Annotated in this window: 16 protein-coding genes and 2 pseudogenes; 1 reads left to right on the top strand and 17 read right to left on the bottom strand. The window is 34.1% G+C overall.

Translation table 11 applies throughout. The features are described from left to right. Nucleotides 1–10: 10 nt before the first annotated feature. The 8 genes from MKY70_RS03045 to MKY70_RS03010 form a co-directional block, all read right to left on the bottom strand. Nucleotides 11–832: a carbohydrate ABC transporter permease gene (locus MKY70_RS03045; protein ID WP_002125118.1), complete on the bottom strand. Its 822-nt coding sequence runs from the start codon at nt 830–832 to the stop codon at nt 11–13. Next, complete coding sequence (locus MKY70_RS03040; RefSeq protein ID WP_341023084.1) at nt 829–1,761, bottom strand: carbohydrate ABC transporter permease; 933 nt, start codon at nt 1,759–1,761, stop codon at nt 829–831. The genes MKY70_RS03045 and MKY70_RS03040 overlap by 4 nt, the downstream gene beginning before the upstream one ends. Beyond that, a complete protein-coding gene (locus tag MKY70_RS03035; protein ID WP_193653263.1) occupies nt 1,761–2,834 on the bottom strand; it encodes an ABC transporter ATP-binding protein in 1,074 nt (357 codons plus the stop codon). Before MKY70_RS03035 ends, MKY70_RS03040 begins: the two co-directional genes overlap by 1 nt. Beyond that, complete coding sequence (locus tag MKY70_RS03030; RefSeq protein ID WP_002010401.1) at nt 2,831–3,397, bottom strand: glycerol-3-phosphate responsive antiterminator; 567 nt, start codon at nt 3,395–3,397, stop codon at nt 2,831–2,833. Before MKY70_RS03030 ends, MKY70_RS03035 begins: the two co-directional genes overlap by 4 nt. A gap of 307 nt (nt 3,398–3,704) precedes the next feature. Next, entirely contained in the window at nt 3,705–4,385 is a 681-nt protein-coding gene (locus MKY70_RS03025) for a GNAT family N-acetyltransferase (protein WP_341023080.1), read from the bottom strand. Between the two features lie 164 nt (nt 4,386–4,549). Beyond that, the gene (locus tag MKY70_RS03020; protein ID WP_002029673.1) at nt 4,550–5,422 is read right to left on the bottom strand and encodes an ankyrin repeat domain-containing protein; all 873 of its coding nucleotides are present in this window, start codon (nt 5,420–5,422) and stop codon (nt 4,550–4,552) included. A 289-nt stretch (nt 5,423–5,711) separates the two neighbouring features. Continuing rightward, nucleotides 5,712–6,215 carry a nitrous oxide reductase accessory protein NosL gene (locus MKY70_RS03015; RefSeq protein ID WP_044444442.1) on the bottom strand — a complete coding sequence of 168 codons (504 nt, stop codon included), beginning with the start codon at nt 6,213–6,215 and terminating at the stop codon, nt 5,712–5,714. A 136-nt stretch (nt 6,216–6,351) separates the two neighbouring features. Next, entirely contained in the window at nt 6,352–6,606 is a 255-nt protein-coding gene (locus tag MKY70_RS03010; protein WP_044444441.1) for a hypothetical protein, read from the bottom strand. A gap of 254 nt (nt 6,607–6,860) precedes the next feature. On the opposite strand from MKY70_RS03010, the gene MKY70_RS03005 reads away from it, so the two are divergent. Further along, nucleotides 6,861–8,165 carry a CitMHS family transporter gene (locus tag MKY70_RS03005; protein ID WP_044444440.1) on the top strand — a complete coding sequence of 435 codons (1,305 nt, stop codon included), beginning with the start codon at nt 6,861–6,863 and terminating at the stop codon, nt 8,163–8,165. A 69-nt stretch (nt 8,166–8,234) separates the two neighbouring features. Here the strand turns inward: MKY70_RS03005 and MKY70_RS03000 are convergent, their stop codons facing one another. The 9 genes and pseudogenes from MKY70_RS03000 to MKY70_RS02965 all read right to left on the bottom strand — a co-directional run. Further along, nucleotides 8,235–8,927 carry a response regulator gene (locus tag MKY70_RS03000; RefSeq protein ID WP_044444439.1) on the bottom strand — a complete coding sequence of 231 codons (693 nt, stop codon included), beginning with the start codon at nt 8,925–8,927 and terminating at the stop codon, nt 8,235–8,237. After that, nucleotides 8,927–10,537 carry a sensor histidine kinase gene (locus tag MKY70_RS02995; protein ID WP_341023071.1) on the bottom strand — a complete coding sequence of 537 codons (1,611 nt, stop codon included), beginning with the start codon at nt 10,535–10,537 and terminating at the stop codon, nt 8,927–8,929. The genes MKY70_RS03000 and MKY70_RS02995 overlap by 1 nt, the downstream gene beginning before the upstream one ends. Nucleotides 10,538–10,795: 258 nt before the next feature. Continuing rightward, nucleotides 10,796–11,614 carry a methyl-accepting chemotaxis protein gene (locus tag MKY70_RS30740; RefSeq protein WP_370671442.1) on the bottom strand — a complete coding sequence of 273 codons (819 nt, stop codon included), beginning with the start codon at nt 11,612–11,614 and terminating at the stop codon, nt 10,796–10,798. Between the two features lie 120 nt (nt 11,615–11,734). Further along, nucleotides 11,735–12,772 (bottom strand): annotated as a pseudogene (locus MKY70_RS30735) (HAMP domain-containing protein); the annotation flags it as partial. A gap of 262 nt (nt 12,773–13,034) precedes the next feature. Further along, complete coding sequence (locus MKY70_RS02985) at nt 13,035–14,609, bottom strand: flotillin family protein (protein WP_060750494.1); 1,575 nt, start codon at nt 14,607–14,609, stop codon at nt 13,035–13,037. 12 nt (nt 14,610–14,621) lie between these two features. After that, entirely contained in the window at nt 14,622–15,170 is a 549-nt protein-coding gene (locus tag MKY70_RS02980) for an NfeD family protein (RefSeq protein WP_088032433.1), read from the bottom strand. A 246-nt stretch (nt 15,171–15,416) separates the two neighbouring features. Further along, nucleotides 15,417–18,314: a collagenase ColA gene (colA, locus tag MKY70_RS02975; RefSeq protein ID WP_341023065.1), complete on the bottom strand. Its 2,898-nt coding sequence runs from the start codon at nt 18,312–18,314 to the stop codon at nt 15,417–15,419. A 303-nt stretch (nt 18,315–18,617) separates the two neighbouring features. Then, the gene (locus MKY70_RS02970; protein ID WP_341074453.1) at nt 18,618–21,434 is read right to left on the bottom strand and encodes a leucine-rich repeat domain-containing protein; all 2,817 of its coding nucleotides are present in this window, start codon (nt 21,432–21,434) and stop codon (nt 18,618–18,620) included. Nucleotides 21,435–21,562: 128 nt separating this feature from the next. Next, nucleotides 21,563–21,715 (bottom strand): annotated as a pseudogene (locus tag MKY70_RS02965) (sporulation protein YhbH); the annotation flags it as partial. Between the last annotated feature and the right edge of the window lie 161 nt (nt 21,716–21,876).

Below are 21,876 nucleotides of genomic sequence, written 5' to 3'. Positions count from 1 at the left end.
CTATGTATGCTTATTTAATTGCACCTTTTGTTAATCCTTTTTGTAATTGCTTTTGCCCTAAAAATAGTAAAATCAATGTTGGAATGACGATAACCGTAACACCCGCCATTACACTGCCCCAATCAGTTGCAACTTCTTGAGATTGAAGCTGCTTTACACCAATTTGAACCGTTCTTACTTTTTCATCAGTGGTTACTAAGAGCGGCCACAAATACATATTCCACGTTGTTAAAAAGCTGTATACTCCAAGCGTAATAAAACTCGTTTTACAATACGGAATTACAACACTGAATAAAAACCTTACATTTCCAATCCCTTCAATAAAAGCAGCTTCTTTCAGTTCATTCGGAAGTGTCATAAAATGTTGACGTAGTAAGAAAATACCGAAAGCTGTTGCAAAAAACGGCACCGTCATCCCAGCAAAACTATTAATCCATCCGAAGTTTTGAATCGTTAAAAAGTTCGGTACCATCGTTGCTTCCCACGGAATAAGCATTGTTGAAATAAACAAGAAGAAAATTAAGTTTCTACCTTTAAACTGAAGAAAAACAAAAGCATAAGCTGCTAAACTGGATACGATAAGTTGTCCAAGCATAACAACTGTCGATACAATTAAACTGTTATATAAGTATGTAAAAAGAGGTACTTTTTGAAAAATATTAATGAAATTATCAAAAGTAAATTGAGTTGGAAATAACCTTCTCATTTGAATATCGTCTGGTGTCATAAAGCTTATTAAAAACGCATACAGTACAGGAAAAAACACCATTACTGCACTAATAATGAGCAGCATGTATAATAGGAAATTTTGTTTCCACTGTTTAACGATCATTTATAATGCACCTTTCTCTCAGCAAACTTAAATTGAATCAATGTAGCAATAAAAATGAAAATAAATAATACCATCGCTTGTGCACTTGCTGTTCCAAATTGATGATTCACAAATGCCTCTTTATAAATCGAGTACACAATTAAATTCGTTGCATCATTCGGTCCACCGTGCGTTAAAATATCAATTTGTCCAAAGCTTTGGAATGCACTAATTAACGTTACTGTCACGATAAAAAATAAAGTTGGTGATAGCATCGGTAATGTAACGCGGCGAAGCTTATATAAATAACTAGCACCATCTATAGATGCACTCTCATATAAAGACGTATCAATATTTTGTAAACCACCTAATATAACTAAAAATACAAATCCTGTATTCACCCAAACCGTTGTAACCGATACAGAAAACAGTGCCCATTCTGGACTCGTTAACCATGCGATTGCAGGAAGATTCATAGAGGCTAATATATTATTAAATAACCCTACACTTGGATGAAATAAAAATAGCCAAATCACTGCACTAGCAGCTACTGATATTCCCATCGTTGAAGAAAAGAGAACTCGGAATAATCCGATCCCTCTTACTTTTTCATTTGCAAGTAATGCAAGAAATAAGGCGAATACAATGCTAGTAGGAACTGTATATAAAACAAATAATAAAGTTGACTTTATACTTTTGTAGAAAGCAGGATCCGAAAATAAATATTGATAATTTTCTAAGCCAACGAAAAGATTAGCTTCTCCGTGTATATCTGTTAAATAAAAGCTATAGTAGATCGTCCTAAACAATGGATAGAAAAGAAAAATTGAAAATAACAAAATAGATGGCGCCAAAAACAATAATCCTATTCTTAAATCTTTCGTTCTGTCCCATAAACTCTTCTTTTTTGACACTGTTGTTTGAACTGGTAACTTACCTACTTCAATCATTATTTCGCCACCACTTTTAATCGTTCATTCTTATTTTGATGAAAGAAGCATAGTTTTTCTTGCGAGAATAATAATTTTACTTTGTCACCTTTGTTCAGGAGTAACTGTCCGATGACTTTCGCACTCCAAGTTGTTCCATTTACCGCAAAGTTTAATATAGATTCATTCCCTAATACTTCTACAGATTGCAGCGTCACTTCTTGTCCTTCCTCAGACAGTGCAATATGCTCAGGACGCATACCTATTCGAATAGTTCCTTCTGGTAATTGCTTTAGCTGTCCAATAGATAATGGGATTTGCAATTGCCCTATATGTAATATGCCTTTTTCTTTATCCACTTCCCCATCATTTATATTCATAGAAGGAGAACCTATAAAACTTGCAACAAATTCGTTTGCTGGTTCGTTATATATATCAAGCGGTGTTCCAACTTGTTGTATACTTCCTTTATTTAAAACCATAATACGATCTCCCATAGTCATTGCTTCTATTTGATCGTGAGTAACGTAAATCATCGTAATTCCTAATCGTTGCTGAATTTCTCTAATTTCAATCCTCATCTGTGCACGTAATTTCGCATCTAAATTCGAAAGTGGTTCATCCATTAAACAAATCGGTGCTTGACTGACGATGGCCCTAGCAAGTGCAACACGCTGTCTTTGCCCGCCTGATAATTGGCCCGGTTTCATTTTCACATACTCTTTCAGTCCTACCATTTCAATAGCTTCCATTAATCGCTTTTGTCGCTCTTCTTTTTGTACCTTCCTTACCTTAAGTCCAAATAAAATATTTTCTTCTACAGTTAGGTGTGGATATAATGCATAATTTTGAAATACCATTGATAGATTACGGTCTTTCGGCTCTAAATCATTTGCAACATGTTCATTAATAATTAAATCTCCCGAAGAAATTTCTTCTAAACCAGCCAGCATTCGTAATAATGTACTTTTTCCACATCCCGAAGGTCCAACTAAAACAAAAAATTCTCCTCTTTTAATATGAACTGATACGTCTTTAACTGCTGTCTCTTCCGCATTTTTATATACCTTTGAAACATTTTTCAATTCAATCACAAGGTTGCACTCCTTTTTTCTTCTTGTATCCACACTTCATAATGACTCGTTGAAATTGCACTTGCTCCTGCACGAATTGCGATTTCTGCATCCTCTCGCGTTTGAATCAGCCCACCTGCAATAATAGGGAATTTTATTTCCTCCGCTAGCTGTTTAATAATAGAAGGCATAATGCCAGGCATAATCTCTACTGCATTCGGTTTAGTCGTTTTACAATTTTCAATTGATTTTGTAAGAGATAAAGTATCAACAATAAAAATGCGTTGAATCGTTTTCAATCCAATTTTATTGGCATTTCGAATTGTCGATCCCTTTGTCGAAATAATACCTTGTGCTCCGATAACATCTTGAATATATAAAAGTGCTTCCTCTGTGTTCGTATTTAAGCCTTGTATAAAATCACAATGAAGAAATACATCGTGTCCATGTTTCTGTAGTTCATATACACGCTCTGGTAACTCCAGCATTGAACCAGTCATAAGAAAAACTGTTTTCGGTAATTTTTTGTATGTTTTGTACCCTTTCCAATCCTTTATCATCGCAATATAAGGTTCTTTAAACATTTATTCCACCTAGCTTTTCTATTTTTATCCAAACTAAAAACACCTACTTACATAGAACACCTTTCTCCTTATTTGAACTCTAGGGAATAGAGCACACTTAAGAAAGCGGCACGTTATATGTAAGCGGGTGTTCTCAAATGTTCTCTACCCTAGTTATTTTGTTACCTTTACTATATTACGCATTTATTAAGTCAGTTTTGATAAATTGTTAATTAGATGTTAATCGAATGTTAATATTCACCATATTACTTTTACAATAATCTAGATATACGAATAAACCCCAACAGAACACAACAATGTTTAAAATTCAATCAATATGTAAATTCATTCCATAGTTAATGAGTTTTAGTTTTCTCGCCACTGCTTGCGAAGCAAAGTTATCCCAAGAAGTACTATAAAGCGGAATGCGCTTTTCCTCTTGTATTGATAGTGCCCAGGCTGTAACGACATCAGCACCATATCCATTCCCTTGAAACTCCACTAAAGTTTCCACACTTGCCTCAGCAGCTACGGGCGTACTTCTGGCACTGCAACATATAGAAACTACCTTTTCATTTTTTACAATTGCAAAGTAAGGTTGCCTCCATTCCATCTGTTCTATTAGATTAGGAAAATTTTCTCGCAAAAGCTCTTTATTCTTCTCTGTTATCTGTATTGTTCTAGTTGGCTTATGTAAATTATTAGAGAACATGAAAGCAGGGCCCATCCAAATATTTTTCACTGTTCTTTCTTCATTTAATACATCAATGATCTTTGCTATCTCTATATGATTTGAAGGTTCTCGAATTAATTTCTCAATCTTACCTACCGTTTCATCATCCAGATCACAATGATATTTCGTTATACTCCCTTCACGAGTTCTGCCAAGAAAAAAGCGTGGTGCTTTCGGATTTCCTTGTTCATTTACATATTTCATTTTTCCTACTTGATTATGAACAAATAAAACCTCTACCTGAATTGCTATTAAATTAAGTTCTGAGAGCCTCATTTATATCCTCCTTAGTTACTCCATATACCATTCATAATCTATTTTTCATGCCCAAAACAAAAATCCCATTCAAATACACATTACTGAATCCATCATACTAAAATGACTTCTTCATTCTGTCTATCTAAATGGGATTATTTCGTGCTTTTTATTTCTTCAGCTTGTTATTCCGCCAGTTGTGGTTGCGGCTGTACGACTTCATTCGCTCCAGCTATCCTCAACATATTCGCAATATCTTTAAAACCTCTTTTTTCAGCATATTGCAGCGGCGTAATATTTTCCTTATTGGCCATATTTACATCTGCCCCGTGGTCAATAAGCATTTGAATTACTTTCTTATGACTTTCACTACCATTTCCTAATACAATTGCTTCTAATAAAGCTGTTCCACCACGTTCATTCTTATAATTCACATCAATATCTGTATGCTCCAATAATTCTTTAACAACCTCTACATGGCCACGCTCAGATGCAGAAATAAGTGCTGTTCCACCTGACTTAGTCGTTTCCTTCGTATTAACTCCTGCATTAATTAATACTTTTACAATATCCGTATATCCTTCTCTACTTGCATAAAGAAATGGATTGCTTTGTTTTTCGTCTTGAATTTCAATATCAGCACCCGCATCAATTAATGCTTTAACTGTCTCTACATGATTTTGATACGTCGCTGCAAGGACAGGCGTTTCTCCGTTGTCACCTTCTACATTGATATTCGCTCCATCTTGGATCAGCTTCATAGCTGTTTCTGTGTCTCCAAGCGTCGCAGAAAGTAGCAACTGTTTGTCCATTAAATTTATACTTTTTTCTTCTTTAGATTCTTCCTGTTCTTTATGCTTTTCTTTTTTCTTTTCGTTTTTCACATGAACCGGTTTTGATTCTGGCTCCTCTTGCTTATCGCAAGCCACTACCGTCATTAAAAGTCCTAATAACATACATAATAAAATTTTTTGTTTTCTCACAACTACAGCTCCTATGAAAGATAATGTTTTCTTAACCATTCCTCCATCACATACAATAACTCTTCTTGAGTACATTTATCCATAAGCCCTTTAGATTCCTTCTTTAATCGGATTATCTTAAACTTATACTATGTTTCTCAACCTATTGGAATGATACGCCTGATGGCCTCATCATTAACATTATGAAGCAATTAGTTTAGCACGTTTTTACCGCATTTGTATATATTTCTAAAAAGTACATAAATGATTGCTTTAGGTTACTATATTCCATTGTAACCGTTCTTCTAAAATTTTTACACCTTTTCTATATTTGCACCTGAGTAATAATAGAAAAAGACAACTATATAGTTGTCTTTTTCTATTATTAATGATGCCCACCGTGATTCCCTGTTTTCGGTTTCCCCATCATCTCTTTATTCATTTCCCATTTATGCTCTGATAGCTCTTTATACGAAAGAACTTTCCCCTTATAGTTAGATACAAAACTCTCTGCATCTTTTTTATTTTTAAATGAAATGACATTATAAGCCATCGGTGTCGTTATTGTTTTATCATATACGTAAGTAGCATCTTCCAACGAAACCCAATCTTTCGAATCATAATCTCGAACAAATTTTTCTTTCGTCTTTTCACCTGAATTGATCTCCATCCATTTATACATGCAACCAATATCATCAAACTTTAATGCTTTTCCATTTTCTAAAATAATTTCGGTTGCGAATTGATTATCGATTACCCCAATTTGGCAAATGTCACACTTATCATTTTTCTCATTAATCGCAACAGCTGTTAGTTCTTTTTTCCCACATCCTACTATCGTAAATATGAAACATAAACATATAGCAAGTACGACATATTTTACTTTCATCAATATTCCTCCCTAGAAACCGTATACTCCACGAAAAGAATACCAAAAGGTTGTGTGAGATTTGTGAAAAAACAATGTTCTTTTTGTAATATATGGAACAAAAAAGAGATGTGCAGTTACTTCTACACATCTCTCATCATTCACAACCGGTAATTAATAAATCATCTTCTAACTTAACTAATAATGTATCCGTATCAATTTCCTGTCCAACTTCTACATTTACTAATCTTATATTTCCACTGATCCCTACTACGATTTCTTCAATCTCACCGTCATTTTTTCGGATCATCATTAACTTTTCCCATTCATATACGTAAGAGGATTCATTAATAAAAATCTCCTCTACTTTTCCTTTACACGAACTATAAATTTCTTCTATTCTTGTTTGCATTCAAAATCTACTCCCTACTTCACGCTTCGCTATTTCCATCTTATTCTATCATTCTTGTACGAAGGCATTTATCTTTTTAAAAATTCAAAATTACCCTGTGAACAAAATGATCAAAATAAAGATTATGCTTCTAATGATGTTATTTTTCAAATTATTTACCATTCCAATTGAACCTTTTATTATAAACAAAAAACCTTTTATCTGAATTTTTATTTTATTTTGAAAGCGTAATCATTTTTTGAGGGGGAGATTACATGGTAGCATTACTCGGATTTACAATGGTATTTGTCTTTATGTTTTTGATTATGACGAAACGTATGTCTGCACTAGTAGCATTAATATTAGTTCCAATTATTTTCGCATTAATTGGTGGCTTTTATGCCAATATGGGCCCGATGATGTTAGAAGGAATTCAAAAGCTAGCACCTACTGGTATTATGCTTATGTTCGCCATTTTATATTTCGGAATTATGATTGATAGCGGTTTATTTGATCCTGTTATTAGTAAAATTTTAAAATTTGTAAAAGGTGATCCTTTAAAAATTGTTGTTGGTACAGCTATTCTTACTATTATCGTTTCATTAGATGGGGACGGAACAACAACATATATGATTACAGTTTCCGCAATGTATCCACTATATAAACGTCTTGGAATGAATCCACTTATATTAGCTGGGGTTGTTATGTTAGGAGCAGGTGTTACAAATCTTACACCTTGGGGTGGACCAACTGCTCGGGTTATGAGTGCTCTTGGACTTGATGCATCAGAGCTCTTCACACCACTTATACCAGGAATGATTGCTGGTGCAATTTGGGTAGTTTTCGTTGCCTATTATCTTGGAAAAAAAGAAAGAAAACGTTTAGGAATTATGGATGTACAATATTTAAAACAAATGCAAACAATGGATGAGCAAGCTGCGACAGTTGAAGCTGCCGTGCATAAACGCCCTAAACTGCTATGGATTAACTTTTTATTGACCGCTACATTACTTGTCTGTCTCATACTAGAAGTTATGCCGCTACCTGTTCTATTTACAGTCGCTTTTGCTATTGCTGTTATGATTAACTATCCTAACTTAGAACAGCAAAAAGAGCGTATTGCGTCTCACGCTGGAAACGTATTAGCGGTTGTTTCTCTCGTCTTTGCTGCTGGAATTTTCACAGGTATTCTATCTGGAACAAAAATGGTAGATGCAATGGCTCAAAGTGTTGTTACTCTTATACCAGATGCACTTGGCCCCCAACTTCCAATTATTACAGCTTTACTAAGTATGCCGTTCACATTTTTCATGTCTAATGATGCCTTTTACTTCGGTGTATTACCTATTTTAACGAAAGCTGCTGCCGCTTACGGAATTAGTGCAGCAGAAATGGGACGTGCTTCGTTACTCGGTCAACCTGTTCACTTACTGAGTCCCCTCGTGGCTTCCACTTATTTATTAGTCGGAATGGCCAAGGTTGATTTTGGTGAACACCAACGATTCACTTTACTTTGGGCTGTTGGAACGACAATGGTTATGTTGATTACTGGAATTGTAATTGGAATTATTCCAATATAAGATGAAACTAGAAAAAACAGTAGAGGAAATGTAATAATCCTCTACTGTTTTTATTGTTGTAAAAATCCCCTATGAAGAAACGCGGAAATACCTTCTTTCTGGCCTTCCCACACTTCCATATATGAGCTCCGCATGCACTTTCTTTCCAGAGATCAAATACTCTAAATAGCGCCTAGCAGTTGATCGGCTTACACCTACCATTGAACTTAGTATCTCTGCAGTAATTCCCTCTTCATTAATAGTTAGCATATGCTTTTTTATTTTTGCTAACGTTAAAGGATCGATTCCTTTTGGCGCATATTCTATTGGATTTGCCTGCACCCCTCTTTGGGACCATAGATGTTCAATCTGTTCTGAAGATAATTGAGCATTTTTCTTTAACTTCGTAATCTTCTTTTGATAACTTTCTAAACTTGTTTTAAACCGATCAAATGTAAGTGGCTTTACAATATAATCTGTTACTCCGCCTCTTAAAGCATGTCGCACTACATCCGTCTCTGATGCGGCTGTAATCATAATAATATCTGTATCATGCAAATTATGCCTAATATATGTGACGAGTTCAGTCCCTTGCATGTCAGGTAAATATACATCTAATAAAACGAGTTGTGGCTTTACAAACTCTAACCATTCTTTCGCCTGTTCCCCAGTCGTTGCTGTTCCAATTACTTTAAACCCCTCAATTTTTTCAGTAAAACGACGATGAATTTCCGCAATCCGAATATCATCTTCTACAATCAATACTTCAATCCCCTCATTCATTACAATTCGCCTCTCTCTTTCGGTAATGCAATGATAAATAAAGCACCACCTAAATCCCCTTTTTCAATCGCAATACTTCCATTTAAATCTTCCACTAACTCTTTCACTTTCGCTAATCCATATCCACGTTTTTCGCCCACTTTCGTCGAAAAACCTTTATAGAATATGCTTGTAATTATTTCATCATGAACACCTTGTCCTGAATCTTCTACTTCAATTAATATTTCTTCCCCAATATCTGTTACAAACATTCTTACTTTCTTATCATGATCTTGATTTCTTTCAATTGCTTCAAATGCATTCGTGATCAAATTCCCTAAAATAGAAACAACGTAATTACTCTCAATATGCGGACTTAACTCTTCTAAACTACTTTCCCGATCTAACATAAAATCAATCTTCAACTCTCGCGCCCTATTATAAAATCCAATTAAAATCCCACCTAACCATGGATTTTGAATTCGTTTCATAATAAATTGAACGAACTCTTGATATACTGCCGTTTCCTTATGAATAAGCTCTAAAGCATCTTCATAAGACTCTAATTGAATAAGACCTGAAAGCGTATACAATAAGTTGTTATATTCGTGCGTTTGCGCCCGCAATGCCTCTGTATACTGCCGTGTTTGAGATAATTCCGCTGTTAATTGATCCATCTCAGATTTCAAGCGCAAGCTGGATACTACACCAGTTACTTTATGATTAACTTTAATAGGTAGGCGATTGGCAATAACATCCTGTCCCTTTATATTTAATTGGCGATCAAATTGTTCTTCTCCGGTTTGAAGTACATCCAGTATCGATGAATTAGGAATAACATCTAAAATAAATTCTCCCATTATATTTTGTTGTTTATCTAAAGAAAGGATATCGTATGCCGCTTGATTTACTAAACTAACCATTCCATTTTTATCGATTACTACAATCCCTTCACGTACAGATTGAATAACTGTACTATGCTCCTCGTATAAAGATGAAATTTCTTCTGGCTCCATTCCAAACATCATCCGCTTAATACTTTTAGCTAAATATACAGAGCCAATTATCCCAATTAACAGACCTGTTATTGTAATCCAAAACACACGCTTTCCATACACTTCTATCGCTCCATGAATATCATCCATGGAAAAACCAACAGATACTACACCAATAATTTCATTATCCTGATTACGAATTGGGACTTTTCCACGTAATGAAGGCCCTAATGATCCCGTTGCTTTCGAAACGTAAGATTTCCCTTCTAATAGAACCCCTTTGTTATCTCCGCCCACCATAGCTTCTCCTATTTTATCTCGCTTAGGATGTGCATAACGAATACCATCTTTATTTCCAACTACAATAAAGTCAGCATCTGTTTCGATTCGAATTTTTTCTGCAATTGGCTGAATAATAGAAGCTGGATTTTCTTTTTGAAAAGCTTCCTGGATTTCCGGTATAGCAGCAACTGTTTTCGCAACATGCAACGCCCTTTTTCCAATTTGTTCTTCTACTGTTTCAGATAATATGTAGTAAAATAAATAACTCGTTAACAGAAGCACAGCAAGAATAAGTGTACTAATAGTTAATGTAATTCTCGGTTGTAGTTTCAATTTCTTCAATTTCAAAATCATTCCCCTAACATGGCTAAAGATAGAATTTAAAGAAAATACAGTTTTTTCAATTATCACCTTTTATCATAACACGGTTACTATATATTTCTTTATCTTTATCTTCATAAAGTGAAACTTTAATCAGTGGGGGTTTTGTTCATCCCCCACTGATTATTAGCCTTCACCAATCGGGCATCTACGGGCCGCCCAACTCCCACAAATAGCGGGATAAAAAAAGAAACGAAGTAAAATTACTACCTCGTTTCTTAATGCTTGTTATTACACTTTAAATTTACCAATCATCTCTTGTAATTCTTCAGCCATTCGCGATAAGTGAACTGCTGCTGAATTTATTTCTTCTACTGAAGCTACTTGTTCTTCAGAGGAGCCAGCAATATTTTGAACGCTTGCTGCATTTTCTTCAATCGTTGCTGCAATTTCATTAATAGATGCACTTACTTGTTTTGTATCTATCGTCATTCGCTTCGCTACATCTACCATACTATCAATTTGTACAACTGTATCATTTGTAGATTTCAATATTTCTACAAAGCTTTGCTTCGCCTCATTTGCAACTACAAGCCCTGATTGTACCTCTGTACCAACTTGATTCATAGAACTTACAGTTTCTTTTATATCAAATTGTATCTCTTTCACTAACTTTCCAATTTCCGTAGAAGACTGTCCCGATTGTTCCGCTAGTTTACGTACTTCATCTGCTACAATTGCAAAACCTCTTCCTTGCTCTCCAGCTCTTGCAGCCTCAATTGCAGCATTTAATGCTAATAAGTTTGTCTGCTGTGCAATATGTTGAATCACTTCTAGAATAGCTCCAATTTGCTTCGACTTATCATCTAATAAAGAAATGACTTCGTCTGACTGTGACACAGACTCATGAATTAATTGCATTTGATTCACAGTTTGTTCAACTAACTTTCCACCATCTTCAGCTTTTTGCTTCGTATACATAGAGGCTGTGGATACTAATGAAGAGCTATCCGCAACACGCTGAATTCCTTCTGTAACTTCTTCTAACAGAGTCGCTCCTTCTTCAACTTCCCGCGTTTGTATTTCTGCCCCACTCGATACTTGTTCCATCGCCCTTGTAATTTGTTCTGTTGCTTCACTTGCTTGCTTCATACTAGCCGTTAATTCTTCCGAAGAAGCTGCTACATGACCAGCTGAAGTATTAATATTTGAAATTACATCATGTAATGATGCTGCCATCTCATTAAAACTTTCACCTAACTGTCCAATTTCATCCCTCGAACGAACAGCAATTGATTCCGTTAAGTCACCTTCGCTAATTTTCCTCGCTGATATAACAAGTTGCTTTAACGGTTTAATAATAGAAGCGATTATGAAGTAAATTACAATTCCACCAATTATTAACGAGATACCAATAACAGTTAATGTTTTATAGAAAATAGGTTCAGCCGCTTCAATTATTTCTTTTGAAGGCATAATTCCTGCTATTTTCCATCCAGTTTGCTTATTTGTTTTAAAGGTAAGATTACGATCCTCACCATCTAATGAGAATTTAAAATCACCTATTTCCTGCTTGTACAGCTCTTTTTCAAGTTTCTCTTCTACCTTATCCCCCGGCTTTAACGTTGGATGTGCTACTACATTTTTATCTTGATCAAAAATTGCAACATACCCTTCTTTACCGATGTTAACCATTTTTGAAGTATTTACAATATCATTAATAATTAAATCAATACCGAGAACGCCACTTTTATCTTCATTTTGTTTTGCTATTGTAACAACAATATTTCCTGTCGTTTTTGATTTATATGGAGCTGTGATAATTACTTCACCACTTTTTTTCACTGCCTCTTTATACCAATCTCTTTCTGTAGGATTATACCCTTCTGGCATTTGAAGTACCGGTGATTGAATAAATTGTCCATTACTAGATCCAGTATATATTGCTTCCATTTCTGGATGTAATTTATTATATTCTTCTAATTTATTTTGCACGTTTTGAAGCTGATCTGCTTGATAGCTCGCTCCAGTGAATAATTTTGTAAAATATGCTGCGTCTACTTTCTTACTATCTAACTCTTTATTAATTACATTATTTAAAACCTTCACGTTATCTTTTGCTGATTGCAAAATTGTTTCATTAAAATTTGTCTTCGCCTGCTGATAAGACGTCCAACCAATTACAATACTTGGAAGAATTAAAATAATAATAAATGATACAAGTAACTTTGTTTTTAAGCTTCTACTCCTTAATTTTCCTTGAAACATATTCCTACCCCTCCATACCGTTTTAAATGCAATTACTTTACATTTAATCTCTTTATACAAATCATACGATTTAAATGTATTGATGAGACCCTCTTTCTCTTTTTCCTCATCTTTCTCTACATTTAAAGTATTGTTACATACCTTTTTCATTCTATAGAATTTAAATAATTAAAACAATATATAAAAATGTACATTATTCGAAATATTACATTTCACGAAAGAACCTCTAGTATCCCATTTACTAGAGGTTCTTTCCACCTTACTATTTTTTATCTTTTTCTACTTCTTTTTTCTCATCTTCTACTACTGATACTACAGGTTTATCATTTGATAGTTGCTGCACGGCACCTTTTCCAGCAAACCCTTCTAATAACTCTTTTAAATCAATACCAGAAGAAGCTTTTAGTGTTTCCTGCATTGTTGCCATTAAATCAGTCGCATACCCTGCAACTTTTCCGGCGCCGCTATTCTTTCCACCACCGCCTGTATCAACGACTGTAATTTTATCAATGTTGCTAAGTGGACTCGCAATTTCTTTCGCATAACTTGGAAGCATTTTAAGAACCATATCCATAATCGCGGCTTGCCCATATAATTCAAATGCTTCTGCAATTTTTTGTTTCGCTTCTGCTTCTGCTAAACCTTTTAACCTAATAACATCAGCTTCCGCTGTACCTTGTGCCTTTTGTACTTCTGCCTTTGCCTGACCTTGTGCTTTTTCAATTTCTGCTTTTGCTAAACCTTCTACACGAACTTCTTCTGCACGTGCTCTTGCTTCTGCTTCAATTTTATATTGATCCGCATCTGCTTTTTTCATTTGTTTTACTTTTTCCGCTTCGGCTGATTGTTCAACAGCATAGCGATCTGCATCTGCCTTTTTCTTTACTTCTGCATCGTATTGCTTTTCACGACGCGCAATCTCTTTTTCTTCTAACTCAATTTGCTTTTCACGCTCAATGATTTTAACTCGCATTTGCTCTTCTGTAACACCTTGTTGTGCTTTCGCTTGTTGTAATTCATAAGAAAGATCTGCATCTGCGCGAGCTTGTTCTTGGTCTCTCTTATAAGATTGTACTTTTAATTCCTTATGCTTTTCAGCTTCAGCAATTTGTGCATCACGTTGATATTCTGCTTCTTTTGCTTCTTTCTCAGCACGAGCTTTTTCAATTCGCGCTTCTTTTTCACGCTCTGCATTTGCAACTGTTGCATCACGCTTAACCATTGCAATTTGCGGCTGACCAAGTGCATCTAAGTAACCGTTTTTATCCATTATTTCTTTAATTGTAAAGGAAACGATGCGAAGTCCCATCTTCTTCAAATCAGTAGAAGCCACTTCATGCACCTTTTGTGCGAATTGCTCTCTATTACTATAAGCATCTTCTACGGTCATGGAAGATAAAATAGCACGTAGATGCCCTTCTAAAACTTCTTTTGCTTCTACTTTTAACTCTTCCGTTTCTTTTCCTAAATATTGTTCAGCTGCTGTAGAAACTTCTTCAATTGTCGATCCTACTTTAATAATAGAAACACCGTTTACTGTAATTGGTACACCTTGTTTCGTATACGTATCACGTGTTCCAACTTCTAATTTGTAGTTTAATAAGCTAAGAAGTTCTGCTCGTTGCATAATTGGAACAACGAAAGTACCACCACCGCGGATAATCTTAATCTTCTTTCCATCATCAGTGATAACAACATTCTTTCCACCACCAAGCCAGTTCCCTGTTACAATTAATGCTTCATCTGGACCAACTGTACGATACTTCGTAATGAATACTAAAATGAGTAGAAGTAAAATTGCGAGTAAAACTCCACCGATAATTAATGGAATCGTCATGTAAATTCCCCCTTATAATTTTGGTTTCTTTAAAGAATAAGCGATGTTTTGTACAAGCAAAACACCATCTTGAACTCCCTCGATAATGACCTCGGTTCCTTGTGAAATATCTTTTTTCCCAATTGTTTTCGCTGGTATTGCATTACTTCCAAATTGGGATGAGATTAATACTTCTCCAAATCCTTCTTTCGGAATCGATATAATTACTTCTCCTTTTCGTCCAATAAATTCATCCATGCGGTGCATTGTATTTTGCTCTGCCTCTGCAATCGGTTTTAAAATTAATATTTTCATTATGAAAACACCGATAAAGGATATAGCAAATGAGCCACCAAAAATAATAATGCTATTAAAGGAAAATAAATATTCTCCTATATAACTAAATCCACATAACATTGCAAAAAAACTAAGTAATAAAGTTACAATGGATACAGATCCTCCACCAAAGCTAAATATTGATTCAAATATATCTCCAAAGAAGATATAAATGACAGTAAGTATAGTTGCAATTATAAATCCGTATAAATAAATTGTTTCAAGTGGATAACCAAACAAGACCATTTCTTATCCCCCTTTCTTAAACAATCCCTTTTTTGTTATGTGTATGCCCCACCTCTTTCAAAAATCATTAATCTTAATTTTCAGTTATTTACTTTTTAAAGAAAAACCTGTAAGACAGGTCTCTAAAAAAGAACAGGAGAAACCTATTGTGACAGGCTCCTCCTAGTAAATAACCGATATATTGTATATCTATATAATATACTATTTTCCACAAAAAGTAAAGTTAAACATACATTGGAAAAGCACTTATTTTACTGATAATGCGTACGCTCCATCGCCATTATCATATTTATATACATACAAGTAATACTTACCTGGTTTTGCATTAAATTTTGCTTCTATATGATTTCCATTAGCTTGACCGTAAGCTCCGTAATTTTGCATGTCTGATTCATGGTGAAGTACCCATGTCATCCCGATTCCATACTCATTTAAAACAGAAATATCGATATCTTTCGCTGATGCGACATTAAATGTATAAACATCGGTATGATCCCCACCGATAAGGCTACCTTTTATAGTAGTGTTTAGCCCGATACGATTTGCTTCCTCTGGACGATTATTTGGTTCTGATTCTGTTAAACTTCCATCTGTAATCGTAACAGTTGTTTCATTTCTACTCTCTTTACCTTTATCGTCTTTTACTCTTAAGGCTACTTTATAAGTTCCTTCTCTTTCATATGCATGTACTGGATTAACTTCTGTACTTGTTCTGCCGTCTCCAAAATCCCATAAATAAGAAACGATTTTTCCATCTTCATCGTTTGACCCATCACTTTTGAATTGAATTCCTTCTTTTACAAGCCCGTTATAAGGTCCGTTTACATTAACCGTCGGGGCTTTATTTTCTCCGTCATCTTTTGCGATACCGTGGAAAACTACATCATATTCAAATTGATTAGAGCTATTCACACGGTAATTGACGAAATATGCTGTAACCGTTTTGTAGCCACTCCATTCCTTTTGCGTCAATTGTTCTAAAGTCTCATTTACTCTTTTACTCATTGCTTTCCAGTCTTCTGACTCACCTTTTGTTACACTACCTGTAAACGTGCCTTCTAATGTAAATGTATTAAAGAATTGAGATGTATGCTTTGTCATTTTTGTATCTTTCATAGACAACGTTTCACTAATTTCTTTCTTCACTTCTGTTAATGCTTTTGGTGCATGTTCAGCTAAATAATCATCTGCTACTTCCGGCACATTGTACTTATCTTGATTATCAATTAACTGCTGCATATACTCTTGATACTCTTTATTTAACTTAGAATCTTTACTTAAAGTCTCACGATACGTATCATAATTTCCTACATCATTCGCACGAATTAAATCTTGAATTTTATCAAACGTTTCAAATTGATGAGTATATAAGTAAGACTGCAATGCGAACGAGTAGTTATAGAAATCCCAAGAACCATATTTAGCAAATAGTGTACGCTCTGCTGTATAACGGCTTGCAGGATCAGATGATAATCCACTAATGATGCTCTTTCTTGGTACAACGTTATTTGTACGAGTAGATCCTGCGAAAAATTCTGCATTCCCTTCTTGGAACCAAGTTAATCTTTCATTTTGATACATATCTCCTCTTCCAAATAAACCGGGAACTTCATATCTCCCTTGAAGATAATGAGTAAACTCATGACGGAATAACTCTTCTAAACTATAAATACTTTGCTCTGGCGTACGCTCATATGTAAAGAATGTCCCTGTCTCTTCAATATAAATTCCACCGTTGTTTGTTTCATATCCATACAATTGTCTATTTAACTGGTATTCGTCTGGAGTATTATAGATTACTATCGTTAATACGTCGTCTGCATTACCTTGTTCTAAAGCTTTGTCATTTCCGATCACACGGTGATATTGCGCTTTTACTTCCTTCGCAGCCCAATATAATCTCTTAATTTTTTCTTCTGACACTTTATCCCCAGTTTTAAATACAATAGATCCATCATCGAATGTATACGTTTTTGGTAAGTATTGCTCTTTTCCTTCTTTACGTATCTTCTCTAAATCTACCGTATTCCCGCTATAATCTTTCCCATTATAGTTTGTTGTAATTTGTTCTACTGCAACAAAATACGGCTCACTTAAACGCGGGTACATATGCATTGCCTGTGTAACAACCTCTAATCCTTTATTTGGATTACTATGAAACTTACCTAAACGACTAGCAAAATAAATTCCATTATTAACGAGCCACTTATTTTCTGGTGTTACTTGATTTAAAAGAGCAATACGATTTATTTCATTAATAAACCCATCTACTTTTCCATACCACATCGTTTCATTCGCTTCTTTACGAGCCTCATTTAAGTAAGACTGTATATCATAATCAATGCCTTGCATCATATCGTATACAGCTTGTCCTTTCATACGATCGTCTACATATGCATTAAAATTATCATTATATTGTTTTAAAATATTCGATGCGTATTGCACCGTTTCAACATCACTTGATGCATTACTAATTAATTTTCCGTATGCAGATACGACTGTATCTTGCTCATTTGTTCCAAGCTTAAAGTTGGGATTTTTCGCAATAGCTTTTAACGCTGGTAAACATTTGTCCTGGAAGCTTCTTTCATTTAAGTCGCTTAATTCATTATTATAAAATGCAAGATAAAAAGCTGAACGTAACACTTCAGTAAACGTTTGAATTCCTTTTGAATCATCTTTCGTAAATGTACTACCTCTATGAGCTAATTCGTCTATAATTACTTGCATTTTTCCGTTATCTTTATAAAAGGCTTTTGCATCTTCATTAAACTGGAATAAGTCTGTAATTTGGTGCCACTTAATACTGCCTAACGTTTCAATTAATTCTTGATCATTCATTTTGTTTAAATCAGCCATTGAATAGCTTTCTTTAGCTTGCTTTACTGCCGAGTTCTTCGTAATAGATGCTGGTCGCTGTGAAAAATCTCCTACTTTTAAACGTTCTTGAAATGATAATGTTTCCTCGGCTTTAGAAGCGTGTCCGATCTCATCTACTGGTTTTTCAATTCCAACTGGTTTCGAATGCAATACATTATACGGTACCTTTTCTTCTGCTGATACATTCGTTTGAATTGCTCCGAGCGATAGCGCCATTGTACTAATACTAAGCAACACTTTATTGATCTTTGATTGCTTGTTCATATTATTGCCCCCCTATTTATATATTCCATTCAAGAAATTAACATATTATCTGGATGAAATGATATAAAATGCAATATTTCATATTATTTCTTCATACATTTTGAACATATAGTGAACGAAAGGGACTTACAGTTTCCGCTACAGTTGCTCCATTATTTAAGCAATCGAAACATCCTCGTATTAATATCCTTCCCCTATTCAAAAAGCCCTTATCATAAGCATATTTCAACATGAAATTGCTATAATAAGGGCTTCTCAAAAACTTATATAATCATTTTATATAATAATAAGATAAAACGTTATTTATTTCTTAAATAATCTCTTTCTAAATACAAACATACTTAATGCTGAAAGAACAAGTGCTAATCCAGAAAGTAAGGTCGGTGTGTTAGCTTGACCACCAGTTGCTGCTAAAGACTTCTGATTTTCCTCTTGCTTATTAGCATGTTGTTTATTTGAATCTTTTTCTTTCGCACTCTCTTGTCCTACCACTTTTACTGGACCAACTTGATTATTCCCTTTTGGCTCTTGATCCAATCCAGTTGCTGATTCTTTTACCTCTTCTTTTGTACCTGCAACTTCTTTCGCCGGCTCTTTTACTTCTTCTTTTGTTTCTTCAACTTCTTTTATCGGCTCTTTTACTTCTTCTTTTGTTTCTTCAATTTCTTTTACCGGCTCTTTTACTTCTTCTTTTGTTTCTTCAACTTCTTTTACCGGCTCTTTTACTTCTTCTTTTATTTCTTCAACTTCTTTTACCGGCTCTTTTACTTCTTCTTTTATTTCTTCAACTTCTTTTGTTGGTTCTGTCACTTCTTCTTTTTCAACTATATTCTGGATAACTGCTCCGCTAAATCTTATACTACTTTCATCAGAATCTAAATCAAACTTATACACCTTTTCACCTGGGGTACTCCATTTTATTACTCCGTTATTAATCGTTCCACCCTCACTTGTCAGTTTTATATTCTCAATGATTTCCCCTTCTAAATCATATACAGGAACTTGAATTTCTTCATTTACTTTTGCTTCATTTAAAATGATTTTTTGTCTTCCGACATCAATTGAAAACCATTGACCTAATTGTATTAACGGCCTTACATCACGAATCTCATTTCCAGCTAATTTTAAACTGAGTAGGTCTAACATTAAACCAAGAACTGATACATCTTTAATATGATTATCCGCAAGGTTTAACCACTGTAAATTTTCCAGTGAAGATAACGGCGTTATATCTTCAATTTTATTATGAGATACATTCACCTCTTTCAATTGTTTCAAGTTTGAGATGAACTCAATATTTTTCAACCCTACTCCTTCTAAAGTGATGTTTTCTAAGTTCGTCATGTATTCTAAACCAGTTAGATCTTTTATCTCTTTTCCTTTTTCTTTAAGTATCTCTAATGTTTTAATCTGTAATAAATCTTCTTTTGTTATAGGGGCATTTAGATTCTCTCTACCAAAATTCTTTTTATTAATATGTTGTTGTAAATTTTTATCAAGAATTACATTTTTACTTTCTGTTTGTTTTTCAACTATACTTTGTATAACCGTCCCATTAAATCTTATTTTACTTTCAGCAGAATTCGTATCTAGTTTAAATTCATATGTTTTTTCTCCAGGGCTATTCCATTTTATAAACCCGTTATTCAGAGTAGCCTCTTCACTTTTCACATTAATATTTTGAAGTGTTTCTCCTTTAAGATTGTATATTGGAATTTTTATTTCTTCATCCACGCTTGCTTCATTTAAAAAGATTTTCTGCCTTTGAATATCGATATACATCCTTTTTCCTAACTCTTGAACTGGTCTTACATCACGAATTTCATTCGATCCTAGTTTTAAATTATACAATCCTGTCAATTGACTAAGTGGTGTTATATCAGAAATATAGTTTTCCTCTAAATCAAGCGACTGTACAGTAGATAGCTTTGATAGAGGTGTTATATTTTCTAAGTCATTTTTAGAAAGGTCTAAATCAGCTAACTTTTTCATTGCGGTAATATGCTCAATGTTAGTGAGCCCATTATTACTTAGTGACAGTTTCTTCACATTTTTTAACTGTTCAATTCCTTCAAGGCTAGCATTACTAACTTGATTATTTGCTAAAGTCAAAGTCTTTAAAGATGTTACTGTAAATAATGGCTTAATATCTTTTATATGATTGCTATTTACATCTAATATTTTCACATTTTTCATTTGACTCAATGGGCTTAAATCAGAGATTTTATTGTTTCTTAAACTTAAATTCTCAATATGCTCTAACTCAGCCAGAGGCCCAATATCTTGAAGTTTACTATAAGTTATACTCACTGATTTTAATTGTCTCAACTTCGAGATAAACTTTACATTTTCCAACTCAACTTCCTCTAAAGTTAAGTTTTCTAAGTTTGTCATATATTCCAAACCGCTTACATCTTTTATTCCTTTACGTTTTGCTTCCACTACAATTAAAGATTTAACTTGTAATAAGTCTTCTTTTGTTATAGGATCATCAAGATTTCCCCTACCTAAACTATATTTATTAATATGTTGTTGTAATTTTTTGTCTCGTATTACATTTGCGTTTTCGTCTTGCTCCACTTTGTCATCCTTATTTTCCTTTTGTTCTTCCAAAGTATTATTTTCTAAACTCATCGTATTCACTTCAAACTGCACTTGATACTTATTGTCATACGCCATTGTCGGAATGAAAATATGCATTTGCATATTATATCTTTTTCCTAATTCTCCAACTTCAAATTGAATAACCTTCGTCCCATTTTTCTTTTTATCCTCTGATATGACTTTTACATCATGGAATACACCAGGAGTATCAATATCCTCTGTTTTCAAGTATTCGAAGAAATCACTATCACTTAACGTTGCCGTTACAATTTTCTTCCCATTCTCAATGGTTAATTTAGGATCTTTTATATAAACAGCTGCCATAGACTCTTCATTCGTTTTATCTTTATACGCTTTAATAACAGCATCATATGTACCATCTTCTAAAGCATGTCCAGTTTTGTTCGCCTCAATTGCTACAGCTGCTAAAGCAGGCGTTGAATATGTAGCAAATGGAAGCGATAACGCCGCAGCGATAATCATCGCATTTATATGTTTTCTTTTATTTCTTTCCAACTTTACATCTCCTCCAAAATATATAAATCAAAATGTAATCATTTCTCGAATAAATGATAATGATTTTCATTATCGTTGTCAACTAAAAAAATAAAAAGTTTACAAAAAAATAATCCCTTTAAAAGGGATTATGCCATTTTTTCTCCTGATTCTTCTTTAAAAAAGCTTTTCATTGCATGAAATACATCTGCTTTTTGCTTTAAAATATAATACCTGAAATTCTCATCTTTAATGTTTTTGTAGGCTGACATAAGTGTACTATGGCGGTTGTACTGGTTTAATTAGCAGGGATGCACCCACGATAAAATAAGGCTATAAGTTATCTCATTTCTTATTTTTAAAAGCTGTCGATCAATAAACTTAAGATTCTCCTAGTGTGATTTCCCTTTGCAATATTCTTTTTTCTTTGTCACTTAAAGTTCCATTATTTTCATTTAAGATG

This window comes from Bacillus sp. FSL R9-9492 (genome assembly GCF_038007365.1).
Lineage (GTDB): Bacteria > Bacillota > Bacilli > Bacillales > Bacillaceae_G > Bacillus_A > Bacillus_A mycoides.
This window is presented reverse-complemented; position numbering and strand designations above follow the sequence as displayed.